This window comes from Rummeliibacillus pycnus, from assembly GCF_044359855.1.
Classification (GTDB): domain Bacteria; phylum Bacillota; class Bacilli; order Bacillales_A; family Planococcaceae; genus Rummeliibacillus; species Rummeliibacillus pycnus_A.
Map to the genome: position 1 here is coordinate 1,241,720 of NZ_CP132291.1, position 17,593 is coordinate 1,259,312.

Below are 17,593 nucleotides of genomic sequence, written 5' to 3' on the forward strand. Positions count from 1 at the left end.
TTGTCACTTGGACAAAGCTTTTTTCTTTTCTATTAATTGAGCAGTCGTCATAATATCCCACCTATTTTTAGTTACATTCATCTCTATGGACCCAACTTTTGCTGTATTTAGTGTAGGTAATTCCAGACGATTGTACCGCTCAACTACTTCTTTACTAGGGTGTCCGTATCTATTGTTTAATCCAGTAGAAAAAATAGTCAGGATTGGTTTCGTTGCTTCCAAAAATGGCTCTGCACTCGATGTTTTACTACCATGATGCCCTGCTTTTAAAATCGTCAGATGCTCAATAGATTGTGTTTTATTTTTGACAAGTTGTAATTCCCCTTCCTCTTCTAAATCACCAGTGAGAAGCAATTTAAAAGCTCCATAACGTAACAATAGGACAAGTGAATCATTATTTCCTTCATAATGAGTGTCTGTTGGTGTTAGATATTCAAAATAGACCTCTCCCTCTCGCCATTTTTCACCTACCATTTTCTCTTTCAATGGAATCCTTTTCTTTTTCACCAGTTCTATCACATCACGCATAACAGGCTTCTCCCATGAACTTGGCGTAATATGAATCTCTTTTACACGGATTTCTTCCATCACTTCTTCAGCACCCTCTACATGATCAGCATCCGCATGTGTCATAATCAATGTATTAACCAATCGAATTCCACGCCCTTTTAAATAAGGCACAACTATTCTCCGCCCCACCTCAAATTCAGTTTTCGATTGTTTCCACTGATCCTGATTAAATCTCAGAATCCCCCCTGTATCGATAACAAAAACCTTTTTACGATAAGGTAGCTCAATTATGGCACTATCCCCTTGTCCTACATTTAAAAATGTAATGCGAACATCCTTATGCATACTGGGTGCAATATGAATCACTAACACCGGGATCATAATACATAGTGTTGCCTTAAAATAATTCCTTTTCTCGAAACATACAAATGCCGCTAATATACCTATAAATGTCATACAACATACAATCACGCTTGGCCTTCCAGTGACCCACATTTGATATGGTATTGCTTGCAGCCACATAATACACTTCGTAACAAGCTCCCTTAAAGGTTCATATACGAAAAATAGTAATTGTGCGAGTGGTTGAAATATTGAAGTTAAACCTAAGAAAATAATATTAATCGGCAAAATGACAAATGAAAATAGCGGAACAAAAATAATATTAGCCAAAAAAGATGACAGACTTAATTCGAAAAAGTGATAGATGAGAAGTGGATATACTAACAATTGACATACTATTGTCATATAGAAGGATTGTAGTATGACGTTTTGTGTTGATTGTAAGATAGCGCTCGAAAATATAAGAGCCACTGTTGCTAGATAAGAAAGTTGAAATCCAATTTGAAAAATAATACTAGGTTGATATAAAACTAATAGGATAAAGCTTAATGACAGTGCATCATCTATTGATAATTTTGAAGAGAATACTTTACTGATCATCAACATTTCCACCACTATTACAGAACGCCATACAGAAGGCGCTCCTCCAGCGATACATGCATAGATAGGTAATGCAATCATAATAACTAAACTAGCATGCTCTCGCCTTATATGAAGCCTTAATAGCAGTTCGTAGACTAATAGTGATACGAGTGCCACATGAAGCCCTGAAATGGCAAACAAATGGGTAATACCGAGTTTTTGATAGGCTCTATTTAAGTCTTGGTCAACATTTGCTTGTTCACCAATTAATAATGATTGTGCTTCTGCTACAAGACTTTCTGGGAAAGTTTTCTCAATATGTTTTTTAACATAAAATCGTTGTTTCGCTAAGATAGCTGCAAGTGAATTCTCTCTTTTTATATAGGTTGCCTGTTCGATTTCATAGATTCCTTGAGCAGCATGACTTTTAATATAATTTTCCATCGAAAATGCATATTGATGAGCTGGCAAGGTAGGAGGTACTAATTCACCTTTCACTTGAAATGTATGTCCACTTAAAGAGATTTGTTCATACTTCTCTTTTTCCTGCTGTGATCGAAATGTTTGAACTGCATATACTTTTGCACCGTTTTCAAGCTTTGCAAATCCCCTTAATTTTGATCCATTGATTGTATAAGCATCTGTCCATGTTAAAGTTGTATTTTTAGGAATGGGTTGGTTTCTATGTTGTAGTGTTTGTGAGGTATAGAAGTAAGTAGAAAAAGAGATGATTACAAGAGCTGTAATCATCCAAGCGCGTTCTTTTTTCCACCATAAAAATAGACTAAAAGGGATTATTAGGAAAAGTAGCCACAAATTTAGATGTGCAGCTACAGAAGCCAGTAATATTACGAGAGCAATGTAAATTATTTTATGTCTAATGTTGATAGACCGAATAATTCTTCCACCTTCTGTTCATATGGTTCCAATTCTTTATGCGTAGCACCATGTTCACGAAGTTTAGCCAATAAATCTACATAAAGTGCAATTTTCTCATTACTTAAAAAATCAATTTTTCGTTCATCGAATGGAACATGCACGATATTTACCCCTGCTTGTTCTAACAATTCAACAGCATATGGATTATTCTTGTAGTCAGTTGCATAGTATAAGTTTTTGATCCCTGCTTGAATAATTGATTTTGTGCAAGGTAAGCATGGGAAATGGCTTACATATAAATCTGCACCATTTGTGGGTGTACCATATTTTGCACACTGTAACAATGCATTTACCTCTGCATGTACAGTCCGCACACAATGGTTATCGACTACATAACATCCTTTATCGATACAGTGATCATCACCAGAAATTGAGCCGTTGTATCCTCCAGCAATAATCCGTTTATCCCGAACAATTGTTGCACCTACTGATAGTCTTGTACAAGTACTTCTTAAAGCTAGCAAATGGCTTTGTGCCATGAAAAATTGGTTCCATGTAATACGCTCCATATAAATGCCTCCTGAATAGATCTTCTTCTATCAGTTTAGATATAGACTTCATCTTTTTCAACAGTCAATATTGCTAATTATCTATTGAATTACTGTATTGTTAGATAATCTTTTAAAGATTCAAACGTTTTTTCACCAATTCCTGTTACATTTTTTAAATCTTCAATGGTCTTAAATGGTCCATTTTCTGTTCGATATGCAATAATTGCTTTAGCCTTAGCTGGTCCTACTCCATTAAGTGTTGTAAGGCCCGATTCGTCTGCAGTATTAATATTAACTAAATCTGATTTTGCTGTATTCATAGTTCCATCTTGCGTTGATGGAACGGATGTCGTTGTTTCCGCTGAAGCGACTGCTAAAACTTCTTCTACTTTTTCACCTTTTTGAGGAACATAGATGACCATTTCATCTTGAAGTTTTTGAGCATGATTAATCTGCCTAGATTGAGCATTCTTGGCATATCCTCCTGCAAGCAGAATCGCATCAATTACACGGCTATCTGCATCCAGTTTATAGACACCAGGGTTTTTGACCGCTCCCTTTACATCTACCATAATTGAGGTTGTTGCAACGACACCTTGTTCCGTTGTGACCTTTTGCTCAGATTCAGTTTTTGTTTCCGGTTCTTCGTTATTAGGTTGTTTTTCTTTTTCAATTGTAGAGAAAAGCTCGTCCTGTGGGGGTGTGGACGATTGATTGGAGATATAAAACACAATAATACATAAAATAAGTATCGCAATGGGGATGCCATACTTTTTGCCATTTTTCTTCAAAAAAGAAGGAATTAGCTCGCACATCCTTTCTGTTAAGAAGGCGATTTATACGAAGCTAATTCCAATATATATGATTTTCCAATATTTGAAAAGACTATTTTATGGCACGGAAGAAAATTCTTTCAGATTCTTCGGTCGGTGCTTTTGAAGAAAAGTCTGCTGTAATCGTAATATCAGTAAAACCTGCTTGTTGTAACATGTTCACATATGTTTGTATATCATAAGTTCTTTGGTAATGATACTCTTCGAATCGTTCAAACAAACGATTGTCTTGTTGTACATAGAACACCATATCATGATGTACGGAATGAGGCGCATTACCAGCTTCAGTTACCCATAAATACGTAATTTCGCCATCATCATATGTAAATGGAGAATTCATAAAGATTTCGTCCATTTTAAATAATGAATGCACATCAAAGAACAATTGTCCACCTAGTCTAAGTGATTGATAAACACGAGATAAAGTTTGTTGTACCTCTTCTTGTTCTTGTACATAATTGATCGAATCAATTGGAATGGTTATAACATCAAGATTTTCGAACCCTTCTAGTTCGTCCATTGACATACAAAATAAAGGTACATCGATCCCTTGTAACATAAATCGTTCTGCTGCTATCGTAAGCATCTCTTCAGATAAGTCAACACCACTTACTTCGTATCCTAATGCAGCAAATTCAGCAGCCATTGTACCTGTTCCACAACCGATATCTAACAGCTTTTTATATTCCGTAGCTGGCGCATACTTTGCAATCCAATGAATATAGTCATCATATGGAATATCGGTCATCAATGTGTCATATACTTCTGCAAATCTACCGTAGCTACTCATTCAGCATCCACTGCTAAGAATTTTTCAGGTGCATCGCCCCATAAACGTTCTAAATTATAGTATTGTCGTTCATCTTTATGGAAAACGTGACATACTACATCACCTAAATCCACTAGAATCCAGCGAGCTGAATCAAATCCTTCAATACGTTTTACTTCATAACCTGCTTTGTGAGCTGCATCCGCAATTTCACGTGCGATTGCTTGTGATTGACGATCTGAATTACCGTGACAAATTAAAAAGTAATCTGCTAGTAATGAGATTCCTTGCATATTTAATACAACAATATCTTCTGCACGTTTGTCATCTGCTGCTTTAAAAGCGATATCTAATAATGTATTTGTCATTCTTTCACTTGTCCTTTCTTTTGCAACAATAAATCGTTATAGCATTCAAATGAATCAGGGAATACCGGTTGATGTTTACTTATTAAAAATGAAATAGAATGTGCTATACATTTAATCATCAAATCGTGTAAATCTAACTCTTCTGATGCTTTTCGAAGTTCATCTATACCTGGAAATTTCCGATTAGGCTCGATCATATCTGCAATATAGACGATTTTTTCTAAATTACTTTGACCTACTCGCCCTGTTGTATGGTAACGAATCGCATTTAACATATCTTCATCAGTTACATTAAATTCTGTTTTAGCTACATAAGCACCTACAGGACCATGCCATAATTCATGATGATATTGAAGCAATGTTGGATCCATTTGTCGTTCAACAATAGTTTGTCTCATCCAATCACGGTCTGCATATTTACATGAATCATGCAAAATAGCTGCTACTTCTGCTTTTTTTGAATCCTCTCCAAAACGCATTGCAAGCTTTATGGCTGTATCCGTCACACCAATTGTATGGATATAACGCTTTTCCGGCATACGGTCTTTCATCGCTAATAATAATTCATCGCGTTCCATATAAACCTTCCTCTCGTATATACTGTTCAACGGCTGTCGGCACTAGAAATGTCACAGTTCGTCCTTCTTTTAAGCGATTGCGAATCATCGTAGAAGATAAATCCATAAGCGGTGCTTCTATTAGCTGTACTGGAAGTTTTGTTACGCCTGCAGTACCTGGTCGATGCACACCAACAAATTGAACTAACTCAGTTAGTTCTTGAATATGGTACCATTCATCGAGCATATCAATCATATCGCCACCAATGATGAAATAGAATTGTGTATCGGGTTCAAGGGAAGTTAATCCTCTTAAAGTATCATATGAATAAGATACTCCACCGCGCTCAATTTCATACGGTTCTATATTAAAATAAGGAATAGATTGAATGGCTAGTTCTGTCATATGCAATCTGTCTTTTGCTGTGGCATCCTCAGGTTTTACTTTATGTGGAGGTACTGCATTCGGCATAAAACGTACTTCATCTAATCCTAAAACATCATATGCTTCATTTGCCATTAAGAGATGTGCCATATGAGGAGGATTAAATGTACCGCCAAGAAGACCTACTTTTTTCATTTCATCAAATCCTTATTTCGCTTTTGGTAATTCTATTTTGCGATGTTCACGTTTTGATGCTTGTTTATATAAAACAACTGTTAATCCAATAAGTTGAACAAGTTCTGAATTTGTTCCCTCAGCTAATTGTTCAGCTACTTCGCGTTTGTCTTCTTCACAGTTGTCTAAAATACGTACTTTCAATAATTCACGTACTTCTAATGCTTGTTTAATCTGAACAAGCATTGCTTCATTTACTCCACCCTTCCCAACTTGGAAAATTGGTTGTAAATGATGTGCCTCAGCACGTAAAAAACGTTTTTGTTTACCTGTTAACATGTAATTAATTTCCTCCTAATTGCTCAAGCAATAAGTCGCTTACGACTTCTGCTTTTGGATACGTCCCTGTCCAGTAACTATAAGCAAGTGCACCCTGATGGATGAACATGCCAAGCCCTGTGACAACAGTCGCTCCTTTTTTCTTTGCTTCTTTTAAAAATGGTGTCATTAAAGGATTATACACAATATCTGCAACAATTGCAGTGGTCGATAATTGTTTCATTGAAAACGGTAATGTAAATTCACTATTATTCAAACCCGCTGACGTAGTTTGCACGAGAATTTCAAATTGTTCTAGTTGCTCTGCAGCTTCATTCAATGAAATAGCTTTTGCTTCAATGTCTAGCTCAGCACAAATAACTTTTGCCTTTGAGACAGTTCGATTGGCAATCGTAATATGTGTATAGCCTGTAGCAACAAGTGCAAACGCAATTCCGCGAGCAGCTCCACCTGCGCCAATAACTAATACACGTTTGTTTCGATGACCATTACCAACTTCTTTTTCTAAAGAACGAACGAAGCCTAAGCCGTCTGTATTGTAACCTTTATATGTGCCATCTAGTTGTTTTACCACAGTATTCACTGCGCCCATTTTTTGAGCTGATTCATCGAGCTCATCTAAGTATGGTATGATTTTCTCTTTATGTGGGATTGTAATATTCCAACCACTACAACCAAGTGTTTTTAGAGCTACTACGGATTGTTCTAAGTTCTCTGGTAAAACATGAACCGGAATATAACTAGCATCTCGATTTTCTTCTGCCATCCAAGCATTATGCATTAGTGGTGACATCGAATGCTCGATTGGATCTCCAATAACTGCGTACCAACTTCTCAAAACAATCCCCCCTAAATTAATGAAGGGCGAACTTGAACTTCTACGCCTTCTGGGGCATATGCTGCAACTACGACATTCGGATCTTGAATAGTAATCCACCCAAGACCTGAGAATATAATATCTGTTTTTGCTTCTTTAATCGAAAACTCATGACGTACTAATTTTGGTAGTTGATCAATATACTTTTCAGAAGGTGGAGCAAGTAATTCGCCTTTATGATTTGCGTATAATTCATCTGCGTTTTCTAATTTTGTGCGGTGAATATTCAAATCATTTGCAATATGCACAGTAAACGCTGATCTCTTTCCTTGTATGAAATCAAATCGAGCTAAAGCACCAACAAATAATGTTTGTTCTGGATTTAGCTGGAATACTTTTGGTTTAATTTCTTTTTTAGGCATAATAAATTTCAATTCAGATGGATCCAAATAATGTGCCATTTGATGGTGATTAATGATTCCTGGCGTATCATAAATTGCATGTCCATCATCTAAAGGAATCTCAATCATATCAAGCGTTGTACCTGGGAAGTAGGAGGTTGTAATAATATCACCAGCACCTGTAGCCTGTTTGATAATGCGGTTGATAAATGTTGACTTCCCTACATTTGTACATCCAACAACATAGACATCCTGCCCTCTACGGTATTCATTGATTGCTTCCATCGCTTCTTGCATGCCTTTGCCTTTATGGGCACTTACAAGTAATACATCAATTGGTTTAAGTCCAAGTGCTTTTGCTTCACGTTTTAACCAATTGATTACTTTTTGTTTCTTTACAGATTTAGGAAGCAAATCCGCCTTGTTTGCGATTAGTAGAACTGGATTGTTACCCACGAAACGATGTAAACCTGGCAACCAGCTACCATTAAAGTCGAAAATATCTACAATTTTCACAATCAAACCTTTATGTTTGCCTAGACCGTTTAAGATTCGTAGGAAATCGTCATCTGTTAATGACACAGGTTGAAGTTCATTGTAGTTTTTCAAGCGGAAGCAACGTTGGCATATGATATCTTCCTTTTCTAAAGAAGATACAGGTGCATATCCTGGTGCGTTTTTGTCTTCTGTTTGGATTTGTGTACCACAGCCGATACAATGTGGCATTTCGTTCATTATTTTTCCTCCCAAGTTTTAATACCTTTTTTACTTAAATATTTATAAACACGTCGTTCGATAAAACGATTAAATCGTGTTACAAAACCATCTGATTGAGCAACTGGCTTCACTAAAATGGTGTGTAGTTTACTTCGATTTGCACCCATCACATCTGTCAGCATTTGATCACCTAACATCAAGACTTCTTCTGGTTTCATTTCGAGTAGTTCAAGCGCTCTTTTAAAACCTCTCGTAAGCGGTTTTTGAGCTTTGAAAATATAAGGAATTCCTAATGGATCAGCAAATTTTTTGACACGAGGTTCTTTATTGTTAGACAAAATAACAATTTGAATTCCACTATCATGCATCTTCTTGAACCATTCAATCAGCTCTTCTGTTGCATCTGGTCGGTCCCATTCAATTAATGTGTTATCAAGATCTGTTATAATCCCTTTAATGCCCGTTTGCTTCAGCTTTTCCGGCGTTATTTCAAAAATTGAATGAGCAAATTCCTTTGGCATAATCAATTTATACAAATTTTTTCCCCTATTCTTAATGTACTTCTTTTTTCAAACGTGCTACAGCTAACTTTATAAATTATAACATATGTGCGAATGCTTGACCCACCTGGATATGCGCGCCTTGCACAACATTCTCTAAAAATTGTACGCTGTTTTCGTTAAACAACATAACTACGGTTGAACCAAAGCTAAAAAATCCAACTTCTTCGCCTTTATTCCAATTATCTGATGTATTCGTTATATGAATCGAATTAACAAACATCGCGCCTACTTTGATAAATGCACAGCGTGAACCATTTTCGGTAACCAATTCCGAAATTTGTCGGTAATTTTTTGAGATTGGTTGGTTACCATAGGTTAAGCCTAGGCTATTGACTGGATAAGATTTCCGACCAAGAGTAAATTGTCTGACTACCTTAGCATCAATTGGACTATGGAACCGATGATAATCTGCAGGACTTAAATAAAAAACTATATATTTTCCATTAAGATACTGATTTACAATTTCTTCTTTCCCTAGTAAATCTTTTAGATCGTAGGTTTTCCCTTTCACGTAAAAAATTGTATTTTTTTCAATATCTCCAAATGATTCAATTTTTGCATCAACAGGGCTAGTGTATACATTTTTCCCTTCCCCAATAAGACGTGTATCTTCTCTTAATTGGCGGATAAAGAAATCATGAAGATTTTGAAAGGTTTCTTGTTTTTCTGAAACCTCATCCAGTTTAATACCGTATATGTTAATGTAAGAAGAAATTAATTTTTTACTAATTCGTGATGTAGTAAAATGTTGTAACAGAAAGGATGACCATCTACCGTTTGTTAATTCGACTACTGATCGATAAAGTTTTTCTCTAATCAATTTTATACCTCATTCTTAAAAAGTTTTACAGCTACACCCAAAAAGCAGTATAATGTAATAATACTGAACAAAAAAAGGAGTGCTGTCCATTGTTTCTTATTCAAAAAGTGGATACCACAATTAAAAAAATGAAATCACATTTAGCTAACTTAATTACAATCGGAAATATTTCATTCGGTGGTGCTTCTATTATGGCTACCATAAATGAATCATATAACAATGCTGTCTTGTTTATTTTCATTGCCGCGTTTTTAGATCGTTATGATGGTAAAATTGCACGGAAATTTAATCAAGAGTCAGAGTTAGGAAAGCAATTAGATTCCATGAGTGATATTATATCATTTGGTGTGGCTCCTGCGTTACTGATGTATGAAATGACATTAAAGGATTATGGTACAATTGGCATGATTGTTACTGTGTTATACATCGCTTGTGGAGCATTCAGACTTGCTAGATTTAATATTACAGAATCTAATGGATACTTCTGTGGTTTACCAATTACTGCAGCTGGTGCAATTTTAACTGTATCCTTTTTCTTTATCCCGATTATTTCAACAGTATTTTATATGTTTTTGTTCCCGCTATTATCGATTCTTATGATTAGTACATTTTCATTAAAAAAAGTTTAAGAAATTTTTTCAAGTGATCTGCTTTTGCAGGTCATTTTTTTGTTGTAAAAAGGTGGTTCTTGTCATATGTTGTATTATTAACAATCACGAAAGGATGACGACAATCAGTACCCTTTTAACAGCCATCCTACAGCTTTGGGTTGAGCTCCCTGTCATTCTTGGCTATTTAAAAGGGCAATCATTTCCACAGCCCTTTACAAAGGAAGAAGAAGCAGAGTGTCTTGAGCGTTTTTTAAATGGCGATGAATCGGCAAAACTGGAGCTTATAGAAAGAAATATGCGGTTAGTAGCTCACGTCGTAAAGAAATTCCATCCTAAACATGAGCAATTAGATGATTATATCTCTATTGGGACAATTGGTTTAATGAAAGCAGTAGCAAGTTTTACACCACAGAAAAAAACGAGGTTAGCTACTTATGCTGCTCGTTGTATCGAAAATGAAATATTAATGCATTTGAGAAGTCAGAAAAAAGTACAAAAAGATGTTTCACTTTATGAAACAATTGGATCTGATAAGGATGGCAACCCCCTTGAAATTGCAGATTTCCTCCAAAGTGATGATCCTTCAACTGAGCAACAAATTGAACGACGTGAAGAGGAACAAAGATTATATGAACACTTAGATCTACTGGATGAAAGAGAATTGTCCATTATTCAACAACGCTATGGTCTTGGTCAGCAAGATGCAAAAACGCAAAAAGAGATTGCACAAGAAATGAATATCTCTAGAAGTTATGTAAGTCGGATTGAGAAAAGAGCTCTTATTAAATTGTATCAACATTTCAAACGAAAAAAACCATGAAGGAAGAGAAAAGAAAAAAACTGGATTAAAAAAAGGAGTTACCCAATGTAGCTGTGGGTAACTCTTTTTTATATTTCTAAAACGGCAGAAAATGGCGAGTTCCGTTTTTTATTTAGTTTGTTGAAACTTCAGATACCATTACAAGACTTAAGACTGCTGTGATAGCTACAGCAGATACCATAATGAATGTCATATTAGACCCTCCCAACATCCCTAGAATGAAGTACCTTAACTACCTTAATCTTATCACCCTAAAGATGCATGGAAGCGGGACCTTTTTGAACATCTGCTGTCAAATCTATGACGAAATTATGACAACCACATAATTATAATTTAGAAATTACTTTTAATACGATTTGTGTTGAATGTTTAGCTGCAACTGGTAAAAACTCATCAAAGCTAATATTCGATTCTTTTCCAGCAATATCAGATAATGCACGAATAACTACAAATGGTGTACCAAATTGATAACATACTTGTGCTACAGCTGCTGCTTCCATTTCTACAGCTTTCATTGTTGGAAAGTAGCCACGTACAATTTCAACTCTTTCAGGATCATTCATAAAGGAATCTCCTGTTGTAATTAAACCAACTGCATATTGGTGTTCACCAATTTCTGTTACCGCTTCTTCAGCAAGTTTCATTAGCTTTTCATATGATTTGAATGCTGCTGGCATTTGTGGCACTTGTCCTATTTCATAGCCAAAAATGGTTGCATCTACGTCATGATGACGTACTTCATCTGAAATAACGATCGCACCAACTTCTAAATTTTCATCATAGCCACCCGCAGATCCAGTATTAATCACAACATCTGGTTTGTATTCATTCAGTAAAACGGTCGTAGACATTGCGGCATTCACTTTACCAATCCCACTTTTCAACAAAATGATATCATGACCTGCATATGTACCTTCTGTATATTCACTATTTGCAATTGTTTTCGTTGAAGTATTTTCAAGTGTATTTCTTAATAATTCTACTTCTTCTTCCATTGCACCAATGACAGCAATTTTCATCTAATTCTTCCTCTCTTTTGTGACACTATTCTCAAGATAAACAAAAGACGGCTATCCGTCAAGAATTGGATAACCGTCTTAGCATATTAATATGCCCCTTTATACGATTTTAGTACTTCTAATTTCGTTGGTTGCCAGCCTTCATTTGTTACCCATTTCAAAGAAACGCGGTAACTTTTCTTTTTATCTTTTGATGAAACAATCCCTATTGAAGTATCAGGGCTACCGCCATTTTTTACATACCAAACAATCATATCATTTTCATCTAAACCTGTAGTTGTTGCAATTGTTGTAATTTTTTCTTTCCAGTCTACAGAACCTTTATCATAACTTGATGTATGTGTACTGCTATCATCTTTTTGGGCAGTTTTTGTAGGTTTCCAATTTGAATCCGTAATTACTTTTTGTACATTTTGGTCATTAGATGACTCTGTAGTTGCGGTTTTACTTACCTCATAGTTGTAATTAGAATTTGTAGAAGTACCAGTTGATGAAGTATTACTGTTACTTCCAGTCGCTACTTCTGTATTATTTTGTTCGGTAGAATTAGTATTAGTAGAATCTTGATTTGTTTCGGTAGATGTTACACCTTGATTTTGATCTTGCTGATTAGTTGATTCTTCTTTTGCTTTTTCAGCCTGTTTTGCTTTCTCTTTTTCTAGCTCTTTTGAATCTTTCTCTACTATATTTTCATCTTTCTCTTCGGTGTCTTGTTTTACGTTATTTGCGACTTTGTTATTGTTTGCAGATTCTTTGTCTTTAGAACCCCCAATAACGATGACACCAGCAACAATTAGTATAAGTACGACCACAATACCAATTAGCACATTTAAAATTTTGTCCATCTTTCGTTTTCCTGTGTTCTTTGGCTTTTTTTCTCCTGGGTTATATCGACGTCTAATTTCAGCCATATGTATCCCCCCTAAACATCTCTTTATATAGTGACGAGTTCAAGGTTACCCTTCTCATCTTTAAGATTATCATAACATACAATTAGAAACTCCTTCTAGCCCTAGTCAAAAACACGACTAATGTCATCTATATGAAAGCTTGATAGAAAATATTCTAAACAAAAAGCCCACCCAAAACAGGTGAGCTTCTAACCAATTAAAAGTTATTTTATTGAAACAATTTCAACATCCATATCTCCACCAGGAGTTGAGATTTTCACTCTATCTCCTACTTTATTGCCCATTAAGCCTTTGGCAATTGGTGAATCATTTGAAATACGACCTTCAAATGGATCTGCTTCTGCAGAACCTACAATTGTGTAAGTTTCTTCATCTTCATCAGGAAGTTCTTTAAAAGTTACTGTACGACCGATTGTAACGATATCAGAAGCACTTGTACCCTCTTCAATAATCATTGCATTACGAATCATCGTTTGAAGAAGTGAAATACGACCTTCTACGAAACCTTGTTCGTCTTTTGCTGCATCGTATTCAGAGTTTTCGGAAAGGTCACCGAAACCACGTGCAATTTTAATACGTTCTACTACTTCTTTACGTTTTGTAGTAATTAAGTAATCTAATTCTTCTTCCAATTTTTGCTTACCAGCAGCAGTCATTGGATATTGTTTTTCAGTTGACAATAGTGTTCACTCCTTAAGTTACATCTTAACTTAATGGCTCTGTTAATTTATACTGTTGTTTTTGTGAAGAATCCGCTCCCATTCCGCCGAATTGTTCAAATGCACCGCTTCGTGCAAGTACGACTCCGGGGTCTCGTTTGGCCAATCATCCGACAGGAGTTTACTACTTCTTCACAACAAAGACTTTTAACATAGCCTAACTTAATAAAAATACTATGCCACAACTTCATAAAGAATGCGACATAGTTTCAAAAAGTATATTTGCTAATCAATTACCATGATATTACACAATACTATCAGTTTCAAGGATTGTTTTTATTTTTGTTACCATTAAATCAATCGCCACTTCATTTTGTCCGCCTTCAGGAATAATTATATCTGCATAGCGTTTTGTTGGCTCGATAAATTGATTATGCATAGGACGAACAACTGAAAGATATTGTTCAATAACTGAGTCCATTGAACGTCCTCGTTCATTAATATCCCTTAAAATACGTCGAATAATACGTAAATCCGCATCAGTATCAACAAATAATTTTATATCCATTAAATCACGCAGACGTGAATCACTCAATACAAGAATTCCTTCTAGAATAATAACATCTTGTGGATCAATGTGAATTGTTTCTGTTGAACGTGTATGAAGTGCGTAGTCGTATACTGGCTTTTCAATCGCTTGACGATCAAGTAATCGTTTGACATCTTCAACTAATAATTCTGTATCAAAAGCATTTGGATGATCATAGTTTGTTTCTAAACGTTGTTCAAATTCCAAATGGCTTTGGTCTTTATAATAGTAATCTTGTTCGATTACAACTACTGAATGTTCTTTAAATACATCATGAATGGCATGGGTTACACTTGTTTTACCTGAACCAGAACCTCCAGCAATGCCGATCACAACTGGACGTTTACTTCCCATTATCGCATCTCCTTGCGCATCATATTATGCGGATATAGTTTTTGTTCACATTTAAAGCGAACAATTTGTAATGGGTGTCGTGCAGCATCTAGTGAAACTCCATCTTCATCCCAAACTTCGTCAATTACAACAGTAAAGTTTTCAATTTCAGGGCCGAAGAATTCCACTTCATCACCTGGTTTGAAGTAATTGCGTTGTTGTAATGTAACCATTTTTGTATCTTCATCGTACTCTAAAACCATACCAACGAAGTCGAATTTTGTTTGCTTTCCGTGTTCTCCAAACATTTGTTGTTCATAGCCAGGTGCACCTTCAAAGAATGATGATGCTGTTTCACGGTTCGCACATTTATCTAATTCTTCTAACCATTCTCTTTTAATCTTAAAGTTATCAGGATCGGCACAATAAGCATCGATTACTTTACGATAAACACTGACTACTGTTGCGATATAGTGAATGGATTTCATACGTCCTTCAACTTTTAATGAATCAATGCCTAATTCAATAATTTTCGGAATCGATTCGATTAATTTTAAGTCTTTTGGACTCATTGCAAAGGCTTCATCCCCTGCATCGTATAATGGCTTTTCCTCACCATCTTCCACAGCATACAAATCATAATCCCAACGACATGATTGGCAGCAACCACCACGATTAGAGTCACGAGCTGTCATGTGGTTAGATAGTACGCAACGTCCAGAATAAGCGATACACATTGCACCATGAACGAATGATTCAATTTCGATATCGACTTTTTCTTTCATCAATTTGATTTCTTCTGCACCTGTTTCACGCGCAAGTACAACACGTTGTAAACCTTCCTCTTTCCAATATTGGACAGCTTTCCAGTTAGTAAGAGACTGTTGTGTACTTAGGTGTATTTCAAGTTTTGGTGCAACTTCTTTACATGTTTCAATAATTAATGGGTCAGCCACAATAATACCTGATACACCTGCATTTTCAAGAGCACGTAAATACTCTGCAAGGCCGTCCATGTTTTCGTTATGAGCAAAGATATTTGTTGTTACATATATTCTTGCCCCATATTTTTTGGCAAATTCTACAGCTTCGTGCATTTCTTCAATTGAGAAGTTACCCGCATTGGAACGAAGACCGAACTCTTGTCCACCGATAAACACAGCATCTGCTCCGTAGTGAACAGCAATTTTCAATTTTTCTAAATTACCTGCAGGAGCTAATAGCTCAGGTTTTTTGACGATAACTCTCTTGCCATCACGAATTTCACTAATATTATCATTTTGTAATAATGTCATGTGGTCTCCTCCTTCCTAATAAACGGTTTCTTTAAAGAAGAAGCCAGTATCAAGTGGGCGAAGCTCTGGTTGAATCTCTTCAATTTTCGCTAATAATTCTTCTTTAATATCAAAATAAGTATCTGGTGAATCAGTAAATGCATCAATTGCTTTTCGATAACATTCTGTAACCGTTACAACATAGTCTTCGGTTTGCAATACACCTTCGATTTTAAATGAGTCAATGTCAGCTTCAAATAATTCATCTAATTCATCGATAATGCACATATCATTCGGACTATAGATATGTGTACCATTTAAATCTTCATATATTGGGTATTTGCTATTACGTTCTTTGTCATGTAAGAACATATTACGTGCTTCTTTACGATTTCCAACTTCCATCGCTTTTCCTTCATACAGGAAATAATGGCCAAGTAGTGGACGTTTTGATTGGAACATACAAGTCATACCATGTACTTGTACTTCGATTTCAACTTCAGCATTCTCTTTAATCTCGACGATTTCTTCCATACTAAGTTCACGTGCAAGAATAGCACGAGTTGCTCCACGTTTCCCCCAATAATTTGCTTGGAACCAGTTTGTTGCAATTGTTTCTGGACTCCAATGTAATGGGATTTCTATGCCAGCTTCACGTTTCGCAATAATAATAGCGGGGTCGCCAAAGACAATTGCATCGACGCCAATTTCCGCTAAATTCTGCATATATGGTACAAGGCCGTCAACGCGGTCATTATGGTAAATCGCATTCATGGCTACATACACTTTTTTACCTGCGTCATGTATCAATTTTGTTGCTTCTTTAACTTGTTCAATAGTGAATTCTCCTGCTAAACGTAAACCAAATTGTTGTTCACCTATTAAAAAAGCATCTGCTCCCGCTTGGATAAGTGCTTTAATGTGTTCTACAGATTGTGGTGTCACGAGTAATTCAGGTTTCTTCATAAGTGGTCACCTCTTAATACAAATCAATAAACCATCACCAACAGGGAAGAATGTAGATTGATATTCTGGATTCGCAATAATCCATTCCGCAAATTGGTGTAAGTTTCTAATCATTGTTCTTTTTCTTTTCGGTACATCTTTCATATCTAAGTTCGAAAGACCGTGCATATACATATTATCGATGTATAAAATACCGCCTTTTTTTACTAGTGGGCTATATTTTTCAAAAAACTTTTTATACTGTCCCTTCGCCGCATCAATAAAAACAGCATCATATGATGGGTACATGCTTTGGGCATCGACTTCTAACGCGTCTCCTTCAAGCAACTCAATATTATCTTTCACTGTGGATCTAGAAAGAAATTGCTTTGCTTGTTCAATCCGTGTTTCATCACGTTCAATTGTTACAATTTTAGATTTTGGCAATGTTTCTGCCATTCGAATTGCTGAATAACCAATTGCGCTACCGATTTCTAAGATTGTGGCGGGATTTTGTATACGAAGCATTTGAAGTAAGATTTCAATCGCTGGTAATTGCATAATAGGAACAAAATTTTCTTCTGCAAATTGTTCCATCTCCATAAGCAATACAGATCGTGGTTGAATGAAGGATTTTGTATATGCATCCGAAATAGCCATACATCGCTCACTCCTAAATTTCTTCCAGCTTCGGTGACTATACTCTCCTGGCATCTCAGTTCTTCTGTCGAAAGCTTAAAACACACTTTCGATTCGGACTTTCAAATGAGCTTCGGAGGGCACAGAATACGAGTCAGATAGCCGTTACGACACGACATTGCACAC

General features: G+C 35.9%; 21 protein-coding genes. 2 read left to right on the top strand and 19 right to left on the bottom strand.

The window, feature by feature from the left end; genetic code table 11:
* Nucleotides 1-3: 3 nt before the first annotated feature.
* The 12 genes from Q8X41_RS06205 to Q8X41_RS06260 form a co-directional block, all read right to left on the bottom strand.
* Nucleotides 4-2,184 (bottom strand): DNA internalization-related competence protein ComEC/Rec2, encoded by a 2,181-nt coding sequence (locus Q8X41_RS06205; protein WP_397539385.1) that lies wholly within the window; start codon nt 2,182-2,184, stop codon nt 4-6.
* Between the two features lie 116 nt (nt 2,185-2,300).
* On the bottom strand, nt 2,301-2,882 hold the full coding sequence (locus Q8X41_RS06210; protein ID WP_397539386.1) for a ComE operon protein 2: 582 nt from the start codon (nt 2,880-2,882) through the stop codon (nt 2,301-2,303).
* Nucleotides 2,883-2,971: 89 nt separating this feature from the next.
* Nucleotides 2,972-3,679: a helix-hairpin-helix domain-containing protein gene (locus Q8X41_RS06215; RefSeq protein WP_397539387.1), complete on the bottom strand. Its 708-nt coding sequence runs from the start codon at nt 3,677-3,679 to the stop codon at nt 2,972-2,974.
* A 70-nt stretch (nt 3,680-3,749) separates the two neighbouring features.
* Nucleotides 3,750-4,487, bottom strand: a complete 738-nt coding sequence (locus tag Q8X41_RS06220; RefSeq protein ID WP_397539388.1) for a class I SAM-dependent DNA methyltransferase — start codon at nt 4,485-4,487, stop codon at nt 3,750-3,752.
* On the bottom strand, nt 4,484-4,834 hold the full coding sequence (gene rsfS, locus Q8X41_RS06225; protein ID WP_397539389.1) for a ribosome silencing factor: 351 nt from the start codon (nt 4,832-4,834) through the stop codon (nt 4,484-4,486). The genes Q8X41_RS06220 and rsfS overlap by 4 nt, the downstream gene beginning before the upstream one ends.
* Nucleotides 4,831-5,412 carry a bis(5'-nucleosyl)-tetraphosphatase (symmetrical) YqeK gene (yqeK, locus tag Q8X41_RS06230; protein WP_397539390.1) on the bottom strand — a complete coding sequence of 194 codons (582 nt, stop codon included), beginning with the start codon at nt 5,410-5,412 and terminating at the stop codon, nt 4,831-4,833. Before yqeK ends, rsfS begins: the two co-directional genes overlap by 4 nt.
* Entirely contained in the window at nt 5,399-5,971 is a 573-nt protein-coding gene (locus tag Q8X41_RS06235; protein WP_397539391.1) for a nicotinate-nucleotide adenylyltransferase, read from the bottom strand. The genes yqeK and Q8X41_RS06235 overlap by 14 nt, the downstream gene beginning before the upstream one ends.
* A gap of 12 nt (nt 5,972-5,983) precedes the next feature.
* Complete coding sequence (yhbY, locus tag Q8X41_RS06240; RefSeq protein ID WP_397539392.1) at nt 5,984-6,289, bottom strand: ribosome assembly RNA-binding protein YhbY; 306 nt, start codon at nt 6,287-6,289, stop codon at nt 5,984-5,986.
* Between the two features lie 4 nt (nt 6,290-6,293).
* Complete coding sequence (gene aroE / locus Q8X41_RS06245; protein ID WP_397539393.1) at nt 6,294-7,127, bottom strand: shikimate dehydrogenase; 834 nt, start codon at nt 7,125-7,127, stop codon at nt 6,294-6,296.
* An 11-nt stretch (nt 7,128-7,138) separates the two neighbouring features.
* Nucleotides 7,139-8,242, bottom strand: a complete 1,104-nt coding sequence (gene yqeH, locus Q8X41_RS06250; protein WP_397539394.1) for a ribosome biogenesis GTPase YqeH — start codon at nt 8,240-8,242, stop codon at nt 7,139-7,141.
* Complete coding sequence (locus tag Q8X41_RS06255) at nt 8,242-8,745, bottom strand: YqeG family HAD IIIA-type phosphatase (protein ID WP_397540208.1); 504 nt, start codon at nt 8,743-8,745, stop codon at nt 8,242-8,244. Before Q8X41_RS06255 ends, yqeH begins: the two co-directional genes overlap by 1 nt.
* A gap of 76 nt (nt 8,746-8,821) precedes the next feature.
* Nucleotides 8,822-9,604, bottom strand: a complete 783-nt coding sequence (locus Q8X41_RS06260; RefSeq protein WP_397540209.1) for a phosphatidylserine decarboxylase — start codon at nt 9,602-9,604, stop codon at nt 8,822-8,824.
* 92 nt (nt 9,605-9,696) lie between these two features.
* Between Q8X41_RS06260 and pssA the strand changes: the two genes are divergently transcribed.
* Nucleotides 9,697-10,236, top strand: a complete 540-nt coding sequence (pssA, locus tag Q8X41_RS06265; RefSeq protein ID WP_397539395.1) for a CDP-diacylglycerol--serine O-phosphatidyltransferase — start codon at nt 9,697-9,699, stop codon at nt 10,234-10,236.
* A gap of 103 nt (nt 10,237-10,339) precedes the next feature.
* Nucleotides 10,340-11,038, top strand: coding sequence for an RNA polymerase sporulation sigma factor SigK (sigK, locus tag Q8X41_RS06270; protein WP_397540210.1), 699 nt, complete (start codon nt 10,340-10,342; stop codon nt 11,036-11,038).
* A gap of 326 nt (nt 11,039-11,364) precedes the next feature.
* On the opposite strand, the gene mtnN is transcribed toward sigK, so the two are convergent.
* The 7 genes from mtnN to Q8X41_RS06305 all read right to left on the bottom strand — a co-directional run bounded on the left by mtnN (nt 11,365) and on the right by Q8X41_RS06305 (nt 17,428).
* Complete coding sequence (mtnN, locus tag Q8X41_RS06275; RefSeq protein ID WP_397539396.1) at nt 11,365-12,057, bottom strand: 5'-methylthioadenosine/S-adenosylhomocysteine nucleosidase; 693 nt, start codon at nt 12,055-12,057, stop codon at nt 11,365-11,367.
* 86 nt (nt 12,058-12,143) lie between these two features.
* Complete coding sequence (locus Q8X41_RS06280) at nt 12,144-12,968, bottom strand: YrrS family protein (protein WP_397539397.1); 825 nt, start codon at nt 12,966-12,968, stop codon at nt 12,144-12,146.
* Between the two features lie 203 nt (nt 12,969-13,171).
* The gene (greA, locus tag Q8X41_RS06285) at nt 13,172-13,648 is read right to left on the bottom strand and encodes a transcription elongation factor GreA (RefSeq protein WP_397539398.1); all 477 of its coding nucleotides are present in this window, start codon (nt 13,646-13,648) and stop codon (nt 13,172-13,174) included.
* 283 nt (nt 13,649-13,931) lie between these two features.
* Complete coding sequence (gene udk, locus Q8X41_RS06290; protein ID WP_397539399.1) at nt 13,932-14,570, bottom strand: uridine kinase; 639 nt, start codon at nt 14,568-14,570, stop codon at nt 13,932-13,934.
* Nucleotides 14,570-15,844, bottom strand: a complete 1,275-nt coding sequence (locus Q8X41_RS06295) for a U32 family peptidase (protein ID WP_397539400.1) — start codon at nt 15,842-15,844, stop codon at nt 14,570-14,572. Before Q8X41_RS06295 ends, udk begins: the two co-directional genes overlap by 1 nt.
* A gap of 15 nt (nt 15,845-15,859) precedes the next feature.
* Entirely contained in the window at nt 15,860-16,789 is a 930-nt protein-coding gene (locus tag Q8X41_RS06300) for a peptidase U32 family protein (protein ID WP_397539401.1), read from the bottom strand.
* 6 nt (nt 16,790-16,795) lie between these two features.
* Nucleotides 16,796-17,428, bottom strand: coding sequence for an O-methyltransferase (locus tag Q8X41_RS06305; RefSeq protein WP_397539402.1), 633 nt, complete (start codon nt 17,426-17,428; stop codon nt 16,796-16,798).
* Nucleotides 17,429-17,593: the final 165 nt, after the last annotated feature.

Coding starts and splice junctions, on each gene's coding strand:
- Q8X41_RS06205 (WP_397539385.1), bottom strand. CDS start 2,184: ATGATTACAGCTCTTGTAATCATCTCTTTTTCTACTTACTTCTATACC.
- Q8X41_RS06210 (WP_397539386.1), bottom strand. CDS start 2,882: ATGGAGCGTATTACATGGAACCAATTTTTCATGGCACAAAGCCATTTG.
- Q8X41_RS06215 (WP_397539387.1), bottom strand. CDS start 3,679: ATGTGCGAGCTAATTCCTTCTTTTTTGAAGAAAAATGGCAAAAAGTAT.
- Q8X41_RS06220 (WP_397539388.1), bottom strand. CDS start 4,487: ATGAGTAGCTACGGTAGATTTGCAGAAGTATATGACACATTGATGACC.
- rsfS (WP_397539389.1), bottom strand. CDS start 4,834: ATGACAAATACATTATTAGATATCGCTTTTAAAGCAGCAGATGACAAA.
- yqeK (WP_397539390.1), bottom strand. CDS start 5,412: ATGGAACGCGATGAATTATTATTAGCGATGAAAGACCGTATGCCGGAA.
- Q8X41_RS06235 (WP_397539391.1), bottom strand. CDS start 5,971: ATGAAAAAAGTAGGTCTTCTTGGCGGTACATTTAATCCTCCTCATATG.
- yhbY (WP_397539392.1), bottom strand. CDS start 6,289: ATGTTAACAGGTAAACAAAAACGTTTTTTACGTGCTGAGGCACATCAT.
- yqeH (WP_397539394.1), bottom strand. CDS start 8,242: ATGAACGAAATGCCACATTGTATCGGCTGTGGTACACAAATCCAAACA.
- Q8X41_RS06255 (WP_397540208.1), bottom strand. CDS start 8,745: ATGCCAAAGGAATTTGCTCATTCAATTTTTGAAATAACGCCGGAAAAG.
- mtnN (WP_397539396.1), bottom strand. CDS start 12,057: ATGAAAATTGCTGTCATTGGTGCAATGGAAGAAGAAGTAGAATTATTA.
- Q8X41_RS06280 (WP_397539397.1), bottom strand. CDS start 12,968: ATGGCTGAAATTAGACGTCGATATAACCCAGGAGAAAAAAAGCCAAAG.
- udk (WP_397539399.1), bottom strand. CDS start 14,570: ATGGGAAGTAAACGTCCAGTTGTGATCGGCATTGCTGGAGGTTCTGGT.
- Q8X41_RS06295 (WP_397539400.1), bottom strand. CDS start 15,844: ATGACATTATTACAAAATGATAATATTAGTGAAATTCGTGATGGCAAG.
- Q8X41_RS06300 (WP_397539401.1), bottom strand. CDS start 16,789: ATGAAGAAACCTGAATTACTCGTGACACCACAATCTGTAGAACACATT.
- Q8X41_RS06305 (WP_397539402.1), bottom strand. CDS start 17,428: ATGGCTATTTCGGATGCATATACAAAATCCTTCATTCAACCACGATCT.